Here is a 21,336-nt window from a genome sequence, read left to right as displayed (position 1 = left end):
ACTTTTATGGACGAAACCCATGAGCGATTCCCTGCACACCCACAAGCCCGAAGATGCTTGTACCAGCAAACTCAAACCCGTGACGGCGCATGTACATGGCGGCCATGGTGACGCCTGTTGTTCGTCGAAAACGGCCGCGCCCGCGCTGATCCGGTTGAGCGATGCACCCAGTGCCGATGCGCGTTTGAGCAATTTCCGCATCGAAGCCATGGACTGTCCGACCGAGCAGACGCTGATTCAGAACAAGCTAGGAAAACTGACCGGTGTGCAGCAACTGGAGTTCAATTTGATCAACCGGGTGCTGGGTGTCACCCACAACCTGACGAGTACCACGCCGATCATCGAGGCGATCAAGTCCCTCGGCATGCACGCCGAGCCGCTGGAGCAGGGCGTCGAAGCACCGGCACCGGCGCCGGAGAAAAAGCCCTGGTGGCCGTTGGCGCTGTCCGGGATCAGTGCCTTGCTCGCCGAGGTGATCCACTTCACCAGCGCCGCGCCGAACTGGGTGGTGGCGCTCATTGCTCTGGTCTCGATCCTCAGCGGCGGCCTGGGTACCTATAAAAAGGGCTGGATCGCGCTGAAGAATCTCAACCTGAACATCAACGCACTGATGAGCATCGCGGTGACGGGCGCGATCCTGATCGGCCAGTGGCCGGAAGCGGCGATGGTGATGTTCCTGTTCACCGTGGCCGAGTTGATCGAAGCCAAATCCCTGGACCGCGCACGCAATGCCATCAGCGGCCTGATGCAAATGACCCCGGAGCAAGCGACGGTGTTGCAGGCTGACGGCAGTTGGATTGCGCAAGACGTGAAAACCATCGTGCTGGGGGCACGGGTGCGGGTGCGTCCCGGCGAACGCATCGGCCTGGACGGCGAGGTACTGTCGGGTAACTCGAGCATCGATCAGGCGCCGATCACCGGCGAAAGCCTGCCGGTGGAGAAAGCCGTTGGTGACAAAGTGTTTGCCGGCACCATCAATCAGGCCGGTTCCCTGGAATATGCCGTGACCGCGGTGGCGAACAATTCGACCCTGGCGCGGATCATCCACGCCGTCGAGCAGGCCCAGGGCGCCCGGGCACCGACCCAGCGATTCGTCGACAGTTTCTCGAAAATCTACACGCCGGCGGTATTTATCCTCGCGTTGGCGGTAGCCGTTATTCCGCCGTTGTTCATGAGTGCGCTGTGGTTCGACTGGATCTACCGCGCCCTGGTGCTGTTGGTCGTCGCCTGTCCTTGTGCCTTGGTGATCTCCACGCCGGTGACCATCGTCAGCGGCCTCGCGGCGGCGGCGCGTAAAGGCATTCTGGTGAAGGGCGGGGTTTATCTGGAGGGCGGTTACAAGCTCGATTACCTGGCCCTGGACAAAACCGGGACCATCACCCACGGCAAACCGGTGCAGACCGACTACCTGTCGCTCGATCCCACCGCCGACGCCACGGCCCCGGCGATTGCGGCAGCGCTGGCCGGTCGCTCGGACCACCCGGTGTCGCGGGCTATTGCCAACGCGGCTGTGGATAAACCATTCGCGCCGCTGACGGTGGATAACTTCGAGGCGCTGGGCGGGCGCGGGGTGCGCGGCGAGATCAATGGCCAGCTTTACCACCTGGGCAACCATCGTCTGGTTGAAGACCTGGGGCTGTGCTCGCCGGCGCTGGAAGAGAAGCTGTTCGCCCTGGAAAAACAGGGCAAGTCAGTGGTGCTGCTGCTCGACCGTTCCGGCCCGCTGGCGCTGTTCGCTGTCGCCGATACGGTGAAAGACTCCAGCCGCGAAGCGATCCGGCAACTGCACGAACTGGGCATCAAGACCTTGATGCTGACCGGCGATAACGTCCACACCGCCCAGGCGATTGCCGCGCAGGTGGGCATCGATCAGGCCCAGGGCGACTTGCTGCCGACCGACAAGCTGCAAGCCATCGAGGCACTTTATGCACAGGGCCATCGTGTTGGCATGGTCGGCGACGGCATCAACGATGCCCCGGCTCTGGCCCGTTCGGAGATCGGTTTCGCCATGGCCGCCGCTGGTACCGATACCGCCATCGAAACCGCCGATGTCGCCCTGATGGACGACGATCTGCGCAAAATCCCGGCTTTTATTTGCCTGTCGCGGCAAACCTCGATCATTCTCAAGCAGAACATCGCCCTGGCCCTGGTCATCAAGGCGATCTTTCTTGGGGTAACCTTCGCCGGGCTCGCTACCATGTGGATGGCAGTGTTTGCCGACATGGGCGTGAGCCTGCTGGTGGTGTTCAACGGTTTGCGCCTGTTGCGTAAATAGACGAAGAGGGAAGGTTGTGCTGAGTGCCGAGCTGAAGGCGTTTTACATGGTTGCCCGCCTGGGCAGCATTACCCTGGCAGCGAAGAAGCTCGGCTTGAGCCAGCCCACGGTGACCACCCAGATCCGGCATCTGGAAAGCCAGTACTCGGTGGAACTGTTCTACCGTGGCGGCCGGCGTCTCAGTGTCAGCGAGGAAGGGGCGCGGCTGCTGCCGATGGTCAAGGCGCTGATGCAGCAGGAAGCCGACATCGAGTTCTTCCTGCGCAACAGCGGCCAGGTCCAGGGGACGTTGCGCATCGCCGCCACGGCGCCGTATTACATCCTCGACCTGGTGAAGACCTTCCGCGAGCGCCTGCCGCAGGTGGAGGTGTCGGTGGAAATCGGCAACTCCCAGCAGGTGCTCGAAGCGCTTGAGGACTACCGGGTCGATGTCGCGGCGTCTTCACAGTTGCTGGAGGATGCACGGCTGATTCGCCGGGTGCTCGGCAGCGATCCGCTGGTGCTGGCGGTGCACCGCAACCATCCGTTGGCCGTCCACGACCATGTGCCCCTCAGCGCCCTGGCCGGGCATACCCTGTTGATGCGCGAGCCGGGCTCGACCACCCGCCGCATGACTGAACAATTGCTGGCCGGTGCGGGGGTGAATGTCGGGGCATTGCTGGAGATCGGCAGCCGCGAGTCGATCCGCGAAGCGGTGTTGCGCAACATCGGCATCAGCCTCATCGCCCGCCAGGAAGTGCCCCATGATCCACAGCTGCGGGTGCTGACCATCGAGAATGCGCCATTGCTGCCGGAGTATTTGTACTGCCTTAAGGAGCGAAAGAACGCACGGTTGCCGGCGGCGTTTCTCGGGGTGGCGCAGGAAATGTCCCCGGCCTGAGATCTGCGGCACCTGTGCCGGCCTCTTCGCGAGCCAGCCCGCTCCCACATTTGAACGCATTCCAATGTGGGCGCGGGCTTGCTCGCGAAGGCGTCAGACCAGGCAACACTTAACCCAACCAAAATCCGCGAATACCACTATCGGCCGTTTTTGCCTCACTGCCATATGACGGACGCATTACAACTCTAGGATGGCCTTCATCTGCTAGATGAGGTCCGTCCATGAACAACTCGATCGCAACTGCCCTGAGCAACCCCGGCGCGCCAATGAAAGTGCGCGGCGTGCACAAGCGCTTTGGCGCCTTCACCGCCCTGGACAACGTGTCCCTCGACGTGGCGGCCGGAGAGCTGGTGTGCCTGCTCGGCCCATCGGGCTGCGGCAAGACCACTTTGCTGCGGTGCATCGCCGGCCTGGAAAAGCAGGACAGCGGCGAGTTGTACCTGGGTGATCGCGACGTTTCCCACCTGGCGCCTCAGGCCCGGGACTACGGCATTCTGTTCCAGTCCTACGCCTTGTTCCCCAATCTGACTGTCGAAGCGAACATTGCCTACGGCCTGGCCAACGCGAGTCGCGATGAAGTGCGCCAGCGTGTCGGGCAGATGCTCGAACTGGTCGGCCTGAGCGGCAGTGAAAAGAAGTACCCCGGCCAGTTGTCCGGCGGCCAGCAGCAGCGCGTTGCCCTGGCCCGGGCCCTGGCGCCTGCGCCTTCGTTGCTGTTGCTGGATGAGCCGATGTCGGCCCTCGACGCCCGCGTTCGCGAGCACCTGTGCACCGAATTGCGTCAACTGCAACGGGAGCTCGGCGTCACCACTTTGATGGTCACCCACAATCAGGACGAGGCCATGCTGATGGCCGACCGCATTGCTGTGATGAACAACGGCAAGGTCGAGCAGTACGCCACGCCACAGGACATCTACAACCGCCCGGCTACGCCGTTCGTGGCGGAGTTTGTCGGTCAGGGCAACTGGCTGCCGTTCCACAGCAGCAGCGCCAGTCATGCCCAGGTCGGCGGGATGAACCTGCGCCTGGCCGAGGGCAGCGCCAAGACCGCTTCGGGTCGTCTGTTCTGCCGCCCGGAAGCGATCAACGTCAATCCGGTGGTACACGAAGAAAACCTGTTCCCGGCCAAGGTTCGCGAAATCACCTTCCTCGGCAACCGCTGCCGCATGAGCTTCGAACTCGACCATCTGCCTGGCCACGCCTTGCTGGCTGAGCTGGCACCGGAGGCCATGCCGCGCCTTGGGGCGCAGCAAATCATGGTGGCCCTGCCACCGCGCAGCCTGCAGGTGTTTGCCTGATGAGCGCGAACATCGCGCTGCCGATTCCGCGCAAGCAGGTTCGGCAGGTGTCCCGTGCCGAGATCGGCGACCGGATTTTCGTGGTCGGCGGCAAAGTCCTGTTGCTGCTGTTGCTCGGCGTCGCCGTGTTGATGCCGTTGCTGGCCATCTTCTGGCGCGGCTTCAGTTCCGAGGCCGGGCAGGGTGGTGGATGGCTGGCCGCGCGGGAACTGGTGACCGGTGCCAACTTCCACTGGTTGTTGGGCAATAGCCTGAAGGTTTCCCTCAGCGTCGCGGCCATTGTCGTACCGCTGGCCTACCTGTTTGCCTACGCCCTGCAACGCACGTTGATACCGTGCAAGGGCATCTGGCGCGGCATATCGCTGCTGCCATTGATGGCGCCGTCGATGTTGCCCGGCATTGCACTGGTTTATCTGTTCGGCAACCAGGGCATGCTGCGCGGTTTGCTCTCGGACAACATCTACGGCTTCTGGGGCATTGTGCTGGGCGAGGTGATCTACACCTTCCCACACGCCTTGATGATTCTGCTGTCAGCGTTGTCCCTGGCGGATGCGCGGCTGTTCGATGCCGCGTCCAGCATGGGCGCCAGTCCTGCAAAGGCTTTTCGCAGCATCACCTGGCCGGCGACCCGTCAGGCCGTGTTCGCCGCGTTCTGCCTGGTGTTCACCCTGACCATCACCGACTTCGGCGTGCCCGTGGTGGTCGGGGGCGATTATCAGGTGCTGGCGCTGGAAGCCTACAAGGCCGTGGTCGGCCAGCAGCAGTTCGGACGCGGCGCGTTGATCGGCATGGTGTTGCTGCTGCCGGCGCTGTTCAGCTTCGGTGTCGATGCGTGGCTGCGCCGGCGTCATGGCGACTCCATGAGTGGCCGGGCGCAGGTGTTCAAACCGGCACCGTCGACCCTGCGCGACGGCTGCTGCCTGGCCATCGTGCTGCTGATCTGCGCCGCGCTGCTGCTGGTTTTCGGTATGGCGGTGTTCTCGTCGCTGGTGAAGTTCTGGCCGTACAACCTGTCGTTGTCGCTCAACCACTACCAGTTCAATGACACCGCAGGCGGTGGCTGGCTGGCCTACGGCAACAGCGTGAAGATGGCGTTGTGCACGGCGTTGATCGGCAGCGTGCTGATCTTCACCGGCGCCTACCTGATGGAAAAAACCAAGGGCCAGCGCGGCCTGAACCTGACCCTGCGCATGCTCAGTTTCGTACCGATGGCGGTCCCAGGCCTGGTGCTCGGCCTGGGTTACGTCTTCTTCTTCAACCTCACCGGCAACCCGCTGCACGTGCTCTACGGGACCATGACCCTGCTGGTGGTCTGCACCATTGCGCACTATTTGACCACCGCGCAGATGACCGCTACCACCGCCTTGCGCCAACTCGACGCCGAATTCGAAGCCGCCGCGCTGTCGCTCAAGGCGCCGCTGTACCGGCACTACCTGCGGGTCACCGTGCCGATTTGCCTGCCAGCGCTGCTGGACATCGTGCGCTACCTGTTCGTCTCGGCCATGACCACTGTCTCGGCGGCGATCTTCCTCTACAGCCCCGACACCATCCTCGCGGCGGTGGCGGTGCTGAACATGGACGACGCCGGCAACGTCGGCGGCGCAGCGGCGATGTCGACCCTGATTCTGTTCACCTCGGCGGGCGTGTCCCTGCTGCTGGCCTGGGCCTCGCGCGGCTTGCTGCGCCGGTCCCAAGCCTGGCGGCAGACCGCGCCCGGTCATTGATTGCCTGCTCCAGAAAACCAAAGCCCCTCAACTCAAAAACAGGAAAAGATCATGTTCAAGCCCTTGGCCCTGGCCGCTGCTGTCCTCACCGCTTTCAGCCTGAACGCCTTTGCGGCGAAAACCGAGTTGACGGTGTACACCGCCCTCGAAGCCGAACAGCTGAAGACCTACAAGCAAGCTTTCGAGAAGGCCAACCCGGACGTCGAGATCAAGTGGGTGCGTGACTCCACCGGCATCATCACCGCCAAGCTGCTGGCGGAAAAGGCTCGCCCGCAGGCTGACGCGGTCTGGGGCCTGGCCGCTTCGAGCCTGGCGATCCTCGATCAGCAAGGCATGCTGCAAAGCTACGCGCCGAAGGACCTGGGCAAGATCGGCGGCAACTACCGCGACGCCGCCAACCCGCCAGCGTGGGTCGGCATGGACGTCTGGGCCGCGACCATTTGCTTCAACACCGTCGAAGCCGAGAAGCAGGGCCTGACCAAGCCGGTGAGTTGGCAAGACCTGACCAAGCCTGAGTACAAAGGCAAGATCGTCATGCCGAACCCGGCTTCGTCCGGCACCGGTTTCCTCGACGTCAGCGCCTGGTTGCAGACCTTCGGCGAGAAGCAGGGCTGGCAGTACATGGACGACCTGCACCAGAACATCGGCCAGTACGTTCACTCCGGTTCCAAGCCATGCAAACTGGCGGCGGCGGGTGAATTCCCGATCGGCATTTCCTTCGAATATCCGGCCGTCCAGCTCAAGCGCCAGGGCGCGCCGCTGGACATCATCCTGCCGAAAGAGGGCCTGGGCTGGGAGATCGAAGCCACCGCCGTGATCAAAGGCACCCCCCACGAAGACGCAGCGAAAAAACTCGCCGACTTCTCGGCCAGCCCGGAAGCGATGGAACTCTATAAAGAGAACTTCGCCGTGCTCGCCCAACCGGGGATCGCCAAGCCGCAGACCGAATTGCCGGCTGATTATGAGCAGCGTTTGATCAAGAACGATTTTGCCTGGGCGTCGAAGAATCGCGACGAGATCCTGACCGAATGGCGCAAGCGTTATGACGGCAAGTCCGAGAAAGTGGCGGCCAAGTAAGCTCTTCGCCGTCTGAAAGGGCCTCTTCGCGAGCAAGCCCGCTCCCACAGGGAAATGCATTCCATTGTGGGAGCGGGCTTGCCCGCGAAAGCGGTCTACCCTTCAACGCAAATTTCAATTCGTCGCGAGACTTTTGATGAACAGCAACGAACAAACAGTCGCCAAGGTGTTCGCCCTGTACGAATGCTTCGGCGATGCCGATTACATCGGCGAACCCGTATCGCAAATCGAACACATGTCCCAGGCCGCGCAGTGCGCCATGGCCGAAGGCTTCGACGACGAAGTGGTGCTCGCCGCGTTTTTCCACGACATCGGGCACATCTGCGCCGAAGGTGCGGAAAACATGGGCGGCTTCGGCGTGGTCAGCCATGAACGGCTGGGCGCCGATTACCTGCGCAGCCTTGGCTTCAGCGAACGCATGGCGCGGTTGGTCGAATACCACGTTCAGGCCAAGCGCTACCTGACGCTCAGGGAGCCGGGGTACTACGAGCGCTTGAGCGAAGCCAGTCGCCGGACGCTGGAGTACCAAGGCGGGGTGATGACCGAAGCCGAAGCCCGGGCATTCGAGCAGGACCCGTTGTGTGAGGTCAGCCTGCGCATGCGCCAGTGGGACGAGTTGGCGAAAAAAGTAGCAGTGCCGGTAATGGATCTGGCAATCCTGAAGCGCAAGGCTGAGGCGTTGTTGAGTTACACCTGATTCTTTCGTGACAGATGCAGAAGTCAGACAGTCGATAGCGAAACCTTCTACGTATCGTAGCGGTATGCGGCGACAGGTTCAGCAGAGGCCCAGGAGGTAGTGTTTGCGCTTCTTATCTCAAGCGGGGAGCGCTCATGCGTTATTTAGAAGCAACAGCCCAAGATCGTCTTCGTAACGGGAAGGCGGATACAGTCATCCTGCACTTTTTTGAACAGCCCGAAACCGGTGGAGCGGCAATTTTACGAAGTACGGCGTTTGCGCTGGACATCAACGGTGACGGCAAAGTCGAATTCAAGATAGGCGATGTCACCGGTGATATCCGTGAAAACACGGTAGACGAACGGTTGCTGGAGAACTTCGCCAATGCGTATCTGCAACTGAATTGGTCGAACCGCGGAGCAACCTGGAAGCGATATCTGAAGGCTTACGCCGAAGATTTGCATGCAGATGGCTCCCCGGACATCGTTCGGCTAAACCTTCACCAGGGCGGGCCAGCAGCGGGGCGCACGTTGGTTTCATGGCATGCCGCCTGTGATCTGGACAATGACAGCAAGCTTGAGTGGAACATCCACCAGGATATTAACCAGGATGGTGTTATCGATGCGGTGGATGGCCAGTTGGTGCAGTTGTTGGCTGATGCTTTCCTCAAGTTCCGGTGGAAGTAATTAATGTCGGAGCATTGGAGCGCGAGATGGTGAAGTGTTATCTCGCGGGACCTGCTAAATGGACGCACGCAAAGGAACATTGCAAGGAGCAACAAGATGCGCTTTTTGAAAGTAATCGCCCAAGACCGAAGCGGAGAAGGGGTGGCCGAAACGCTTCGGTTCCAGTTTTTTGAAGATGACCAATGGCTGCGTGAGGCGACGGACGCCGAGATTCGGCTGCTGAGGACCTTCGGTACCACGTACTTGAGATGTGCATGGTTCAATGAGGGTGAAGGTGAGGAACGGCATCTGCGCATATTCTCGTTGAACCCGTCCGGCGATGGCACCCCGGAATCGGTGCGGCTGCATTTTCACCAGGGGCCGATCATCGCCTACAAGGCAGCGGTCCATGACCTTGATAACGACGGTACTTTCGAGGTCGTGCTGGTTTCGGACATCGACAACGACGGCCATGCCAACCGCACCGATCGAACGCGGTTAAACACTCTGGTTCGGGAGTTTTTGAAGCTCGGCTGGTAACCCGGGACACCCGTAGGCGCTGCCGAAGGCTGCGATCTTTTGATTTTGCTTTTTACAGGCAAGATCAAAAGATCGCAGCCTTCGGCCGCTCCTACAGGGGCAACGCTCTACAACTGCTGCGCCAATTCCTCAACCTGCTCCTGCCGCTCCGCCTGATTCAACTTCGCATGCGCATTGAGCGACGACCACTGCGGATGCGCCCTCGCTTTACTCAGTGCCTCCGGCAGCTTGCCCTCGCGCCAGGATTTGTCCTGCGGCGTAGCCACCTGAATGCTGTCCATCGCCGCATGCCCACGGGCATCCAGCGCTTGCAGCAGTTGCCGTTGGCGCAACGCCAACAGCCGAAGCACATTGTCATCGACCGTCAGTTCACGTTGCCCCTTGAACTTGCCCAGTAACCGGCTGCCGTAACTGCGCGCGGTTTGCAGGGCGCCGCCGGCGATGGCCCCGGCCAGTGCGGCGGCACCGAGGGTCAGGCCGCCGACGAGCAAGTCGACCCCGGCCCCGGCTGCCGCGCCGGCGGCGATCCCGCCGCCGACCCGCACACCTAATTGCTTCAACGTTTCCGGATTGAACAGGTCATCGCCCCAACGGCCATCGAGCAGCGGCAAATCGCTGGCCGCCGCGTCCTGTGGACGGAAGCCATAAAGCTTGAGCAGCGCTTCGACGCAGCGTTGTTCCCGCTGGCGAACAGCTTTACGCAGTTCGCCGATGGCTTGCTGTTCCTGCTCGGCTTCGCTGACCACGCTGCGTCGACAAGCCGCGCAATCGATCAATAACTCGGCAATCAGTCGCGCCGCACTTTGCTGGCGCGCCAAGCGTTGCGCCTGTTGATCGGCAATCAATCGCTCCAGCTGCGGACGGGCGTGCTCCAGCAAGAGTGCGAGGCTTTCATAGAGTCGACGCTCGCCATCCTCCGGTGGCGCGACACTGTCGAAGCGCACCAGCGCATGCAGACCGAGACGCGCCAGTGCTTCACGCCATGCCGGTTCGCGGTGGTTGGCGCTGCTGACGAAATTCAGCACGGGCAGCAGCGGCTTGCCGCAACCGGCCAGCACCTCCAGTTCGTCGCGGTACTTGGCCAGCACCGGTTCGCGGGCGTCGATCACGTAGAGGCCGGCATCGCAGGTCAGCAGCTGGCGCAGTACCTTGGCTTCCTGTTCGAACCGCTGGCGCGCTTCGCTGCCTTCCAGGAAACGCGCCAGTCGTGCCGGGCCATCGAGGCGTTCGCCCGGGCGCTCAAGGCGTTCGAGGTAATCGAGCAGGGCGATGGCGTCTTCCAGGCCCGGCGTGTCGAACAGGTCGAGCAAGGGTTCGCCGTCCACCGACAAGCGCGCACCCTCGACGTGTCGTGTGGTGCTGGGGCGATGGGAGACTTCGCCGAAGCCGACGTCGCGGGTCAGGGTGCGTAGCAGGGAGGTTTTGCCGACGTTGGTGTGGCCGACCACGGCGAGTTTCAGCGGTTTAGTCATGGCCCGTCTCCAGCCAATTCAACGGCGCACAATCGGCGAATGGAAGCTCCAGCTGTTGCAGGGCGGCATGCCAATCACCGAGGCGATCAGCATCCAGCGCTTCACCGGGCGGCGCCTGCAGCAGCCAGACGCGGGTGGCGCTGGCGTTGCGGGCCAGTTCGGCGATCAACGCCAGGCTGCCGCGATCCGGTGAACGTCGCGGATCGCAGGCGATGGCCAGGCGGGCCGGGGGGAAGCGGCTCAATTGTTCGAGCAGCTTGTTGCGCGATTCGCGGCTGTCGAGGATGCCGGCGTTACTTACGTTTTTCGGCAGTGGCGGCGGCCATGGACGCTGGTCGTCCAGTTCGATGGCCACCAACAAGGCGCCCTCGCTCTGCGACTCGCTGACCCCGCTTTCGACCCGGTGAAGTTGCTCGGGCGCCGCATCGCTGATGCCCAGGCGTTCGCTGGTGGGCATCAGACGCTCGCGCAGTTGCGCGTAGCCGGGCAGGTTCAAATCGAGATGCAAGGCTGCCCGGCCGGTTTTCCAGCGCCACAGGCAAAACAGCGCCAGCAATAGGCGCGGCAACACGCCGTACACCAGCAACACCCCAACCAGCCAAGCGGCCCAGGCCTGCCGGGCGCTTTCGATGTTCAGCGCGGCGTCGCCACTGGCGCGGATCATCTCGACCGAGGGCACACTGAAACCGAGCAAAGCCGGCAGGGTGCCGAGGCCTTGAGTCAGGGTGATAAAAGTGTCTGCGCCGAGGATGGTGGTTTCCCAGACGAATCCGTAGCGCCGGGTGGCCATCAACGTCAGCAGCATCACCAGCGCACTGAGCATCGCCAGCAACCACAAGCTATTGACCAGCACGCCGATGGCCCAGCGGTTGAGTTTCTGTCGTTGCAGCAACAAGAGCAGGGCGGGTGCCAATTGTGCGGCTTTTGCGTCCCGCGCGAGTTTTTCGCTGAGCCACAACCACAGGCGTCCAAGGCTGGCGCCGTGTTCGCCGGCAAACACCAGGCCGAACGCCCAACTCAACAGCAGGATCAGATTCAGCCCGAGCAGGCTGCCCAAGGCCCAGAAGACATTGACCGGCGCCTGTCCGTCACCCAAAGCGGCAAAGGCCAGGCCGGCGCCGCTGACCACGGCCAACACCGCCAGCACCATCAGCGCCAGTCGCGCACCTTGCAGCCAGTGTTTGAGCGCATCGCTCAAGCCATCCCGTTCGGCCAGCCACAGGGCCCGGCGTTGAATGCGTGTCGGCAAGTCGCCACCCGCGCTGCGGGCCAGGCGATTGGCTTCCAGATCGTCCAGGGGGCCGGCGTGTTCTTCGCGCAGGCGGATGGTTTCTGTCAGCCAGAGTTTATTCAGTTCAGTCACGCGGCATCCCGTCGCTTAATTGAGCTGTGAGCATAACCGCTGTGGCGCTGGTCGGGGGGCTACGTTGCGAGAAGCCGAGCCTCTGGTATCCTCGCCGGCATGACTAAATCACTCCCCTTAAGCCTGATCGCAGCCCTCGGTGAAAACCGTGTGATCGGCGTCGACAACAGCATGCCCTGGCACTTGCCGGGGGATTTCAAATACTTCAAGGCCACCACCCTGGGCAAGCCGATCATCATGGGTCGCAAGACCTGGGATTCCCTCGGTCGTCCGTTGCCGGGGCGCTTGAACATCGTGGTCAGCCGTCAGGCGGACCTGGTGCTGGAAGGCGCGGAGGTTTACCCGTCGCTGGAAGCCGCCGTGGCTCGCGCCGAAGAATGGGCGAAAGCGCAGGGCGTCGATGAGCTGATGCTGATTGGCGGGGCGCAGTTGTATGCGCAGGGGTTGGCGCAGGCGGATCGGTTGTATCTGACGCGCGTGGCGTTGAGCCCGGAGGGGGATGCGTGGTTTCCGGCGTTTGATTTGAAGGAATGGAAACTGGTTTCAGATGTGCCAAATCCGCCGGAGGGTGACAAGCCGGCGTACAACTTCGAGGTTTGGGAAAAAGCCTAAAAGATCGCAGCCTGCGGCAGCTCCTACAGAGTCCGCATAGAACCCTGTAGGAGCTGGCGAAGCCTGCGATCTTTTGATCTTTGCTGGCCGCGAAAAGATCGCAGCCTGCGGCAGCTCCTACGCGTGCGCCAACGCCGAATGCTCATCCGCATCCAGCACTGCTTTATCCGTCTGCTGCATCACCTGGCTGGTCATCGCACCGGCCGTGATCGAGCCACTCACGTTCAACGCTGTACGCCCCATATCAATCAACGGCTCGACCGAAATCAGCAACGCCACCAGTGACACCGGCAACCCCATCGCCGGCAGCACGATCAGTGCGGCAAAGGTCGCACCGCCGCCCACCCCGGCCACACCGGCCGAACTCAGCGTCACAATCGCCACCAGCGTCGCGATCCACAACGGGTCCAGCGGATTGATGCCCACGGTTGGCGCAACCATCACGGCCAACATCGCCGGGTACAGACCGGCACAGCCGTTCTGGCCAATGGTCGCGCCGAACGACGCAGCGAAACTGGCGACCGACTGTGGGATGCCCAGGCGGCTGGTCTGCGCTTCGATGCTCAGCGGAATGGTCGCGGCGCTCGAACGGCTGGTGAAGGCGAATGTCAGCACTGGCCAGATCTTGCGGAAGAAGCGCAGCGGGTTGATCCCGGCGGCCGACACCAGCAGGCCATGGACGACAAACATCAGGCCCAGGCCGATGTAGGACACCACCACGAAACTGCCCAGCTTGATGATGTCTTGCAGGTTGGAACCGGCGACCACTTTGGTCATCAGCGCCAGCACGCCGTACGGTGTCAACTTCATCACCAGGCGCACCAGGCGCATCACCCAGGCTTGCAGGGTGTCGATGGCGTTGATCACTTTCTGACCTTTATCCACGTCATCTTTGAGCAACTGCAGCGCTGCGACGCCGAGGAACGCAGCGAAGATCACCACGCTGATGATCGACGTCGGCTTGGCCCGCGCCAGGTCGGCGAACGGGTTTTGCGGAATGAACGACAGCAGCAGTTGCGGCACATTCAGGTCGGCGACCTTGCCCGCGTAGTCCGTCTGGATGGTTTGCAGACGGGCCATTTCCTGGGTGCCGGCCACCAGGCCCTCGGCCGTGAGGCCGAAGAGGTTGGTCAGGCCGATGCCGATCAGCGCCGCGATGGCGGTGGTGAACAGCAGCGTGCCGATGGTCAGGAAGCTGATTTTGCCCAGCGACGAAGCATTGTGCAGGCGGGCCACGGCGCTGAGGATCGAGGCGAACACCAGCGGGATGACGATCATTTGCAGCAATTGCACATAACCGTTGCCCACCAGATCGAACCAGCCGATCGAAGCTTTCAGCACTGGATGACCAGTCCCGTAGACCGTATGCAGCGCGACACCGAACACCACGCCCAGCACCAAAGCGAGCAGGACTTTCTTTGCCAGGCTCCAGGTGGTGTGGCGGGTTTGCGCCAAGCCGAAGAGCAGGGCGAGGAACACCAGCAGATTGAGAATCAGCGGCAGATTCATTGGAACTCCCATTAGACATGTGCCAACTGCCTTCCGGGGCAGCTGCGAACCGGCAAGCCTAACAGCTTGAAATCTAATGATTTAATATCAAAAACGTCTTGAAACTGTCGTTTTTGGAATAAGCCGGTGTCGCTTTTGGGAATACGGCTGGCGCGATAGGCTCGTTGGCGGTCGCTGACAGACGGGGACTGTCACACTTATTTGATAGCGTCGATGTCTTTCATTCAGGGAGAAAGTCGATGAAGTTTGCACCGAAATTACTGGCTGCAGCTCTTTGCCTTGGCCTCGCCGGCCAGGTATTCGCCACGGATTTGAAACACTGGCCGGCCGATCAGGCCAAGGCGCTGGACGCGATGATCGCCGCCAACGCCAACAAGGGTAACTACGCGGTGTTCGACATGGACAACACCAGTTACCGCTATGACCTCGAAGAGTCGTTGTTGCCGTTCATGGAGAACAAGGGCCTGATCACCCGCGACAAACTCGACCCCTCCCTGAAGCTGATGCCGTTCAAGGACACCGCCGACCACAAGGAAAGCCTGTTCAGCTACTACTACCGCCTCTGTGAAGTCGACGACATGGTCTGCTATCCGTGGGTCGCCCAGGTGTTTTCCGGCTTCACCCTCAAGGAACTCAAGGGCTACGTCGATGAGTTGATGGCTTCCGGCAAACCGGTGCCCGCCACCTATTACGAAGGCGACGTGGTCAAGAACCTCGACGTCAACCCGCCGAAAATCTTCACCGGCCAGCAAGAGCTGTACAACAAGCTGATGGAGAACGGCATCGAGGTCTACGTCATGACCGCGGCCTCCGAAGAGCTGGTGCGCATGGTCGCGGCCGATCCGAAGTACGGCTACAACGTCAAGCCGCAGAATGTCATCGGCGTGTCGCTGCTGCTCAAGGATCAAAAGACCGGCGAGCTGACCACCGCGCGCAAGCAGATCACCGCCGGCAAATATGACGAGAAGGCCAACCTCGGCCTGGAACTGACCCCGTACCTGTGGACCCCGGCGACCTGGATGGCGGGCAAACACGCGGCGATCCTGACCTACATCGATGAATGGAAAAAACCGGTCCTCGTCGGCGGCGATACCCCGACCAGCGACGGCTACATGCTGTTCCATGATGTCGACGTGGCCAAGGGCGGCATCCACCTGTGGGTCAATCGCAAGGACAAGTACATGACCCAGATCAACGGCATGATGGCCAAGCACGCCGCGGCCCAGGCCAAGGAAGGGCTGCCGGTGACGGCGGACAAGAATTGGGTGATCGTCAAGCCTGAAGAGATTCAGTAAGGCTGATTGGATTCATTTGTAGGAGCTGCCGAAGGCTGCGATCTTTTGATCTTGCTTTTAAAAATCAAAATCAAAAGATCGCAGCCTTCGGCAGCTCCTACAGGGGCTCGGTGAAAACAAAATGCCCCGCACTTGGCGGGGCATTTTTTGTTCGACGGTTAAGGCTTAGAGCCCGTCCAGCATCGCCTTGTTACGCACCGCACCCTTGTCGGCGCTGGTCGCCAGCAGGGCGTAGGCTTTCAGCGCGGTGGTCACTTTACGTGGGCGCACTTCCACCGGTTTCCAGCCTTTCTTGTCCTGCTCGACCCGGCGTGCCGCCAGTTCTTCGTCGCTGACCAACAGGTTGATCGAGCGGTTCGGAATGTCGATCAGCACTTTGTCGCCGTCCTGCACCAGACCGATCGCACCGCCGGCAGCCGCTTCGGGCGAAGCGTGGCCGATGGACAGGCCCGAGGTGCCGCCGGAGAAACGGCCGTCGGTGAGCAAGGCGCAGGCTTTGCCCAGGCCTTTGGATTTCAGGTAGGAGGTCGGGTAGAGCATTTCCTGCATGCCCGGGCCGCCTTTCGGACCTTCGTAGCGAATGATGACGATGTCGCCTTCCTTCACTTCGTCGGCGAGGATGCCGCGCACGGCGCTGTCCTGGCTTTCAAAGATCTTGGCGTTGCCTTCGAACACGTGGATCGACTCATCGACACCCGCCGTCTTCACCACACAACCGTCCAGGGCGATGTTGCCGTACAGCACGGCCAGGCCGCCTTCTTGCGAGTAGGCATGTTCGACACTGCGGATGCAGCCATTTTCACGGTCGTCGTCCAGGGTGTCCCAACGGGTCGACTGGCTGAACGCGGTTTGCGTCGGGATGCCTGCCGGGCCGGCCTTGAAGAAGTGATGCACCGCTTCGTCGTCGGTCTGGGTGATGTCCCACTTGGCGATGGCTTCTTCCATGCTGCGGCTGTGCACGGTCGGCAGCTGCGTGTGCAGCAGGCCGCCACGGGCCAGCGAACCGAGGATGCTGAAGATCCCGCCGGCACGGTGCACGTCTTCCATGTGGTACTTCTGGATGTTCGGCGCGACCTTGCACAGTTGCGGCACGTGACGCGAAAGACGGTCGATGTCGCGCAGGTCGAAATCGATCTCGGCTTCCTGGGCGGCGGCCAGCAAGTGCAGGATGGTGTTGGTGGAACCGCCCATGGCGATGTCCAGGGTCATGGCGTTTTCGAATGCCTGGAAGTTGGCGATGTTGCGCGGCAACACCGACTCATCGTTCTCACCGTAGTAACGCTTGCACAGCTCGACGATGGTGCGGCCGGCCTGCAGGAACAGCTGCTCGCGGTCGCTGTGTGTGGCCAGGGTCGAACCGTTGCCCGGCAGTGCCAGGCCCAGGGCTTCAACCAGGCAGTTCATCGAGTTGGCGGTGAACATGCCGGAGCACGATCCGCAGGTCGGGCAGGCGCTGCGCTCGTATTCCGCGACTTTCTCGTCGGAAGCGCTGGAGTCGGCGGCGATCACCATGGCGTCGACCAGGTCGAGACCGTGGCTGGCCAGTTTGGTCTTGCCGGCTTCCATCGGGCCGCCGGACACGAAGATCACCGGGATGTTAAGGCGCAGGGACGCCATCAGCATGCCAGGGGTGATCTTGTCGCAGTTGGAAATGCAGACGATGGCGTCGGCACAGTGGGCGTTGACCATGTACTCGACGGAGTCGGCGATGATCTCGCGGCTCGGCAGCGAATACAGCATGCCGTCGTGGCCCATGGCGATGCCGTCGTCGACCGCGATGGTGTTGAATTCCTTGGCTACACCGCCGGCGCGTTCGATTTCACGGGCGACCAGTTGGCCCAGGTCCTTGAGGTGGACGTGGCCCGGTACGAACTGGGTGAAGGAGTTGGCAATGGCGATGATCGGCTTTTTGAAGTCGTCATCTTTCATCCCCGTGGCGCGCCACAGTGCGCGGGCGCCGGCCATGTTGCGGCCATGGGTGGATGTTTTCGAGCGGTAATCAGGCATGAAGCACTCCGGGCGGCTAATCAGGTATCAAAAGGGAAGTGAGCTTCTATTGACGTCTGGAACACCCGGAAATGGCCGTGTGTCCTGAAGTTTGCCGATAACTTTGCGGGATCGCCGCGCGCTTCAGCTTGAGCTCATAAACCCGCCGGGGGATGACTGGCGATGAATGTCGCGATTCTACACGGCTGGCGGCTGGAGGGAATGCCCGCTCACCAGACAAGTAGGTGTAACCCCCTGTAGGAGCGGGCATGCTCGCTCTTACGTTATTGCAAAGCGATAACGGTGCGCAGTCACCGGCCGATCCTCAAATTGGCCAGCAAGCCCAAAAAGCTGAAGGCGATGAAGCTGACAGCGATGGCTATCGGCAAATTGCTGCCGGCTTGTGCGAGGGCGGCGCTGCTGACGGCGGCAGTGATGAACATGATGCTATTGCCTGCTGATGCCGCCGTTCCGGCGCTGCTTGAGAACAGCAGCATTGCCGCGGAAATGGCGGCAGGTCGAACCAGGGTGACGGCCAGAGCGCTGATTAGCATCGGTATGAGCAGGGTGATCGTCGTCATTGCTTCATAAATGATGATCAACGCAAGCAACACGCCGGCGGCACTCAGTAGTCCAAGCCCGATGTTGATTTGCAGAGTGAGGGAGATATGTTTCTGCACGGCGGTGGCGGCAATTCCACCAAGGAGGTACGCCACCCCATACACCATAAGTACCAGCGCGTATTGGTACTCAGACAGCTTTAACTCATCCATGAAGATCAGCGGTGTCACGCTGATCAACGCGAAATAACAAGCAAACACCAGCGCGGCAATCCACCAATAGCGGATGAAGTCTCGATTATCAACGATGGATTTCAGCGTGTGTATTACTGAAACGGGTGTTCTTTCGGGACTGGTTGATTTGGAAGGTAGTATCAGTTGGGCATGGATAAACATGCCGAGCGCCATCAGCGCAAACCCATAAAAACTGCCTTGCCAGTCGAACGTGGTTTGCAGCCATGAGCCCAGTAGAGGCGATAGCGCAACAAAGGAGCCGCTCAAAGTCATGTAATAAATTCGCACCCGAGCGCGATCCTGTTCGTCAAACAGGTCCTCCACCAGGGCGTGGCCCAGTACAAAAAAACCACACCCGATGGCCTGGATGGCGCGAAACAGCAGGAAGCTCAGGTAGTCGCTAGCCAGTGCGCAACCCATCGAGCCGAATGTAGAAATTATGATGCAACCAAGAAGCACTTCTTTGCGCCCCCACTTATCCGAGAGCGGGCCGGCTATTAATTGAGAAATCGAAAAAACCAAGGTGAACACGCTGAGGGAGAGGGCGATTTCGGCGGTTGAAGTGTTGAACTTCGTGGCCAAGGCAGGAAAAGAAGGCAGGAGAATATTCAGCGGGAAAAAACTGATTAACGAGATACAGGTAACCAGGATAAAACGGGAGATTCGTTGTCGTTTCAGGTTCGCATTAAGTGGTGGGCAGGTGGACTCAGACATTCTTTTTTGTTTTCCGGAGTGATCAAGCATTCATGCTTGAAACCAGAAACCGATACTAGTCTGGGACGCAGGGAATTCAATCAGAAGTGCTGTAGGGCGCTTCCTGTCTTGATGCAGGTTGCTCCTGTAGGAAATAACCCTGTAGGAGCAAGCTCGCTCCTACAGAGGTTGTGGGTTGTTAGCTATTCGGCAACAACCGGCAAGTAATGCTCTTGATGTAACGCGTCTCGGCAATCGCCGGATGCACCGGATGATCCGGGCCCTGGCCCCCGCGTTCGAGCATCTGGATGTTGCGGTCCAGGTGGCGGGCGCTGGTCAGCAGGATGTTTTGCAGGTCGTCTTCCGGCAGGTGCATCGAGCAGGAGGCGCTGACCAGGATGCCGTCCTTGCTGAGCAGGCGCATGGCTTGCTCGTTCAGGCGGCGGTAGGCGCCTTCGCCGTTTTTCATGTCTTTCTTGCGTTTGATGAAGGCGGGCGGGTCGGCCACGATCACGTCGAAACGTTCTTCGCTGGCTTTCAGCTCCTTCAGGGCTTCGAACACGTCGCCTTCGATGCAGGTCATTTTCTCGGCGAAGCCGTTCAGTGCGGCGTTACGCTCGACGCCGTCGAGGGCGAAGGCCGAGGCATCGACGCAGAACACTTCGCTGGCGCCGAACGCTGCGGCTTGCACGCCCCAGCCGCCGATGTAGCTGTACAGGTCCAGGACGCGTTTGCCCTTGGCGTACGGTGCCAGGCGCGCGCGGTTCATGCGGTGGTCGTAGAACCAGCCGGTTTTCTGGCCCTGGATGACCGGGGCTTCGAACTTCACGCCGTTCTCTTCCAGCGCGACCCACTCCGGCACCAGGCCGAACACGGTTTCGACGTAGCGGTTGAGGCCTTCGGCGTCACGGGCGGCGGAGTCGTTCTTGAACAGAATGCCGCTTGGCTTGAGCACTTGGGTCAACGCCGCGATCACGTCATCCTTGTGGGCTTCCATGGTCGCCGAAGCGATCTGCACAACGAGGATGTCGCCGAAACGGTCGACCACCAGGCCCGGCAGCAGGTCGGAATCGCCGTAGACCAGTCGATAGAACGGCTTGTCGAACAGGCGATCGCGCAGCGACAGGGCCACGTTCAGGCGGTGCACCAGCAGCGACTTGTCCAGCGGCAGCTTGATGTCGCGCGACAGCAGGCGAGCGCAGATCAGGTTGTTCGGGCTCATGGCGACGATGCCCAACGGCTTGCCGCCGGCGGCTTCGAGGATCGCCTGGTCGCCGGCCTTGAAACCGTGCAAAGGGGTCGCCGCTACATCGATTTCGTTGCTATAGACCCACAAGTGACCGTTGCGCAGACGGCGGTCGGCGTTGGCTTTGAGGCGCAGGCTAGGCAGGGACATGACGTCGCTCCGGAAAAAAGAGCGGGAGTATAGCGCGTTGCGCAAGGCCTCGGCGCGGCGGATGGACATGCGGTGACTCAGGCCCGAACTTGGATGAAACTTCAACCGATAGGCCCGCCAAGGTTTCGGATCCAACCTTAATGCGGCTAGAATCCGCGTCTGGCCCAGAGTGTGTACATATGTCCCAAGAGTTGACTCCCGAACAGATCCAACAATCCCTGCAAGGCATCAGCGTGCCGGCCCAACCGCAGATCATGGTGGATCTGCAGATGGAGCAGTACATGCCCGACCCGGATCTGGAAGTGATCGCCAAGCTGATTTCCCAGGACCCGGGGCTTTCCGGTTCCCTGCTGAAAATCGTCAACTCGCCGTATTACGGTCTGACCAACAAAATCGCTTCGATCCAGCGCGCAGTGAACCTGCTGGGCAGCCGTTCGATCATCAACCTGATCAATGCGCAGTCGATCAAGGGCGAGATGAACGACGACACCATCGTCACCTTGAACCGTTTCTGGGACACCGCGCAGGACGTGGCGATGACCTGCCTGACCCTGGCCAAGCGCATCGGTGTCCAGGCCGGCGACGAAGCGTATGCCCTGGGTCTGTTCCACGACTGTGGCGTGCCGCTGATGCTCCAGCGTTTCCCCGACTACATGACGGTGCTGGAGCAGGCCTACGCCAACGCCGGTCCCGATTGCCGGGTGGTGGACACCGAGAACCAGGTGTTCAACACCAACCACGCCGTGGTTGGCTATTACACGGCCAAGTCCTGGCGCCTGCCGGACCATGTCACCGCCGCGATCGCCAATCACCACAACGCCCTGGCGATCTTCAGCGATGAGACCTCGCGCAACAGCTCACTGAAGAACCTGCTGGCGATCCTGAAGATGGCCGAGCACATTTGTGCGTCCTACCGGGTGTTGGGCAACCAGACCGAAGACCATGAATGGGAGAGCATCGGGCCGCTGGTACTCGATTACGTCGGCCTCTCGGATTACGATTTCGAAACCCTCAAGCAGACGATCCGCGACCTCGGCACGCATCGCTGAGTCCCGGACCGGCTTCTTTTTCGAGCGATTCC

17 protein-coding genes are annotated in these 21,336 nt (G+C 61.1%); 11 read left to right on the top strand and 6 right to left on the bottom strand.

Annotation, left to right across the window (positions count from 1 at the left end):
* Nucleotides 1-19 precede the first annotated feature (19 nt).
* The 8 genes from F8N66_RS31085 to F8N66_RS31050 all read left to right on the top strand — a co-directional run bounded on the left by F8N66_RS31085 (nucleotide 20) and on the right by F8N66_RS31050 (nucleotide 9,135).
* Nucleotides 20-2,275, top strand: a complete 2,256-nt coding sequence (locus F8N66_RS31085) for a heavy metal translocating P-type ATPase (protein ID WP_150773703.1) — start codon at nucleotides 20-22, stop codon at nucleotides 2,273-2,275.
* A gap of 16 nt (nucleotides 2,276-2,291) precedes the next feature.
* Entirely contained in the window at nucleotides 2,292-3,155 is an 864-nt protein-coding gene (locus tag F8N66_RS31080) for a LysR family transcriptional regulator (RefSeq protein ID WP_150773702.1), read from the top strand.
* Between the two features lie 221 nt (nucleotides 3,156-3,376).
* The gene (locus F8N66_RS31075; RefSeq protein ID WP_150773701.1) at nucleotides 3,377-4,453 is read left to right on the top strand and encodes a putative 2-aminoethylphosphonate ABC transporter ATP-binding protein; all 1,077 of its coding nucleotides are present in this window, start codon (nucleotides 3,377-3,379) and stop codon (nucleotides 4,451-4,453) included.
* Entirely contained in the window at nucleotides 4,453-6,177 is a 1,725-nt protein-coding gene (locus F8N66_RS31070; protein ID WP_150773700.1) for a putative 2-aminoethylphosphonate ABC transporter permease subunit, read from the top strand. Before F8N66_RS31075 ends, F8N66_RS31070 begins: the two co-directional genes overlap by 1 nt.
* Before the next feature lie 51 nt (nucleotides 6,178-6,228).
* Nucleotides 6,229-7,254, top strand: a complete 1,026-nt coding sequence (locus F8N66_RS31065; protein ID WP_150773699.1) for a putative 2-aminoethylphosphonate ABC transporter substrate-binding protein — start codon at nucleotides 6,229-6,231, stop codon at nucleotides 7,252-7,254.
* Nucleotides 7,255-7,390: 136 nt separating this feature from the next.
* On the top strand, nucleotides 7,391-7,951 hold the full coding sequence (locus tag F8N66_RS31060) for a phosphonate degradation HD-domain oxygenase (protein WP_150773698.1): 561 nt from the start codon (nucleotides 7,391-7,393) through the stop codon (nucleotides 7,949-7,951).
* A 134-nt stretch (nucleotides 7,952-8,085) separates the two neighbouring features.
* Nucleotides 8,086-8,616 carry a hypothetical protein gene (locus F8N66_RS31055; RefSeq protein WP_150773697.1) on the top strand — a complete coding sequence of 177 codons (531 nt, stop codon included), beginning with the start codon at nucleotides 8,086-8,088 and terminating at the stop codon, nucleotides 8,614-8,616.
* A gap of 96 nt (nucleotides 8,617-8,712) precedes the next feature.
* Nucleotides 8,713-9,135: a hypothetical protein gene (locus tag F8N66_RS31050; RefSeq protein ID WP_150773696.1), complete on the top strand. Its 423-nt coding sequence runs from the start codon at nucleotides 8,713-8,715 to the stop codon at nucleotides 9,133-9,135.
* A 107-nt stretch (nucleotides 9,136-9,242) separates the two neighbouring features.
* On the opposite strand, the gene F8N66_RS31040 is transcribed toward F8N66_RS31050, so the two are convergent.
* Both F8N66_RS31040 and F8N66_RS31035 read right to left on the bottom strand, forming a co-directional pair.
* Complete coding sequence (locus tag F8N66_RS31040) at nucleotides 9,243-10,607, bottom strand: GTPase/DUF3482 domain-containing protein (RefSeq protein ID WP_150773695.1); 1,365 nt, start codon at nucleotides 10,605-10,607, stop codon at nucleotides 9,243-9,245.
* Entirely contained in the window at nucleotides 10,600-11,970 is a 1,371-nt protein-coding gene (locus F8N66_RS31035) for a DUF2868 domain-containing protein (protein ID WP_150773694.1), read from the bottom strand. The genes F8N66_RS31040 and F8N66_RS31035 overlap by 8 nt, the downstream gene beginning before the upstream one ends.
* 99 nt (nucleotides 11,971-12,069) lie before the next feature.
* On the opposite strand from F8N66_RS31035, the gene F8N66_RS31030 reads away from it, so the two are divergent.
* Complete coding sequence (locus F8N66_RS31030; RefSeq protein WP_150773693.1) at nucleotides 12,070-12,582, top strand: dihydrofolate reductase; 513 nt, start codon at nucleotides 12,070-12,072, stop codon at nucleotides 12,580-12,582.
* A 117-nt stretch (nucleotides 12,583-12,699) separates the two neighbouring features.
* On the opposite strand, the gene F8N66_RS31025 is transcribed toward F8N66_RS31030, so the two are convergent.
* The gene (locus F8N66_RS31025) at nucleotides 12,700-14,091 is read right to left on the bottom strand and encodes an L-cystine transporter (protein ID WP_150773692.1); all 1,392 of its coding nucleotides are present in this window, start codon (nucleotides 14,089-14,091) and stop codon (nucleotides 12,700-12,702) included.
* A 239-nt stretch (nucleotides 14,092-14,330) separates the two neighbouring features.
* Between F8N66_RS31025 and F8N66_RS31020 the strand changes: the two genes are divergently transcribed.
* Nucleotides 14,331-15,386, top strand: a complete 1,056-nt coding sequence (locus F8N66_RS31020) for a haloacid dehalogenase-like hydrolase (protein ID WP_150773691.1) — start codon at nucleotides 14,331-14,333, stop codon at nucleotides 15,384-15,386.
* Nucleotides 15,387-15,551: 165 nt separating this feature from the next.
* Here the strand turns inward: F8N66_RS31020 and ilvD are convergent, their stop codons facing one another.
* The 3 genes from ilvD to F8N66_RS31000 form a co-directional block, all read right to left on the bottom strand.
* Complete coding sequence (ilvD, locus tag F8N66_RS31010) at nucleotides 15,552-17,393, bottom strand: dihydroxy-acid dehydratase (RefSeq protein WP_150773690.1); 1,842 nt, start codon at nucleotides 17,391-17,393, stop codon at nucleotides 15,552-15,554.
* 290 nt (nucleotides 17,394-17,683) lie between these two features.
* Entirely contained in the window at nucleotides 17,684-18,880 is a 1,197-nt protein-coding gene (locus tag F8N66_RS31005) for an MFS transporter (protein WP_150773689.1), read from the bottom strand.
* A gap of 178 nt (nucleotides 18,881-19,058) precedes the next feature.
* The gene (locus F8N66_RS31000) at nucleotides 19,059-20,255 is read right to left on the bottom strand and encodes a class I SAM-dependent rRNA methyltransferase (protein WP_017341306.1); all 1,197 of its coding nucleotides are present in this window, start codon (nucleotides 20,253-20,255) and stop codon (nucleotides 19,059-19,061) included.
* Between the two features lie 233 nt (nucleotides 20,256-20,488).
* Between F8N66_RS31000 and F8N66_RS30995 the strand changes: the two genes are divergently transcribed.
* Nucleotides 20,489-21,304 carry an HDOD domain-containing protein gene (locus F8N66_RS30995; protein ID WP_191623075.1) on the top strand — a complete coding sequence of 272 codons (816 nt, stop codon included), beginning with the start codon at nucleotides 20,489-20,491 and terminating at the stop codon, nucleotides 21,302-21,304.
* The last annotated feature ends 32 nt before the right edge of the window (nucleotides 21,305-21,336 follow it).

Source organism: Pseudomonas fluorescens (genome assembly GCF_902498195.1).
Classification (GTDB): domain Bacteria; phylum Pseudomonadota; class Gammaproteobacteria; order Pseudomonadales; family Pseudomonadaceae; genus Aquipseudomonas; species Aquipseudomonas fluorescens_BU.
This window is presented reverse-complemented; position numbering and strand designations above follow the sequence as displayed.

Excerpts from the sequence above, each read along its gene's own strand:
- F8N66_RS31065 (WP_150773699.1), top strand. The coding sequence starts at position 6,229 with ATGTTCAAGCCCTTGGCCCTGGCCGCTGCTGTCCTCACCGCTTTCAGC.
- F8N66_RS31020 (WP_150773691.1), top strand. The coding sequence starts at position 14,331 with ATGAAGTTTGCACCGAAATTACTGGCTGCAGCTCTTTGCCTTGGCCTC.
- F8N66_RS31050 (WP_150773696.1), top strand. The coding sequence starts at position 8,713 with ATGCGCTTTTTGAAAGTAATCGCCCAAGACCGAAGCGGAGAAGGGGTG.
- F8N66_RS31055 (WP_150773697.1), top strand. The coding sequence starts at position 8,086 with ATGCGTTATTTAGAAGCAACAGCCCAAGATCGTCTTCGTAACGGGAAG.
- F8N66_RS31070 (WP_150773700.1), top strand. The coding sequence starts at position 4,453 with ATGAGCGCGAACATCGCGCTGCCGATTCCGCGCAAGCAGGTTCGGCAG.
- F8N66_RS31005 (WP_150773689.1), bottom strand. The coding sequence starts at position 18,880 with ATGTCTGAGTCCACCTGCCCACCACTTAATGCGAACCTGAAACGACAA.
- F8N66_RS31040 (WP_150773695.1), bottom strand. The coding sequence starts at position 10,607 with ATGACTAAACCGCTGAAACTCGCCGTGGTCGGCCACACCAACGTCGGC.
- F8N66_RS31075 (WP_150773701.1), top strand. The coding sequence starts at position 3,377 with ATGAACAACTCGATCGCAACTGCCCTGAGCAACCCCGGCGCGCCAATG.
- F8N66_RS31085 (WP_150773703.1), top strand. The coding sequence starts at position 20 with ATGAGCGATTCCCTGCACACCCACAAGCCCGAAGATGCTTGTACCAGC.
- F8N66_RS31030 (WP_150773693.1), top strand. The coding sequence starts at position 12,070 with ATGACTAAATCACTCCCCTTAAGCCTGATCGCAGCCCTCGGTGAAAAC.
- F8N66_RS31025 (WP_150773692.1), bottom strand. The coding sequence starts at position 14,091 with ATGAATCTGCCGCTGATTCTCAATCTGCTGGTGTTCCTCGCCCTGCTC.
- F8N66_RS31000 (WP_017341306.1), bottom strand. The coding sequence starts at position 20,255 with ATGTCCCTGCCTAGCCTGCGCCTCAAAGCCAACGCCGACCGCCGTCTG.
- ilvD (WP_150773690.1), bottom strand. The coding sequence starts at position 17,393 with ATGCCTGATTACCGCTCGAAAACATCCACCCATGGCCGCAACATGGCC.
- F8N66_RS31060 (WP_150773698.1), top strand. The coding sequence starts at position 7,391 with ATGAACAGCAACGAACAAACAGTCGCCAAGGTGTTCGCCCTGTACGAA.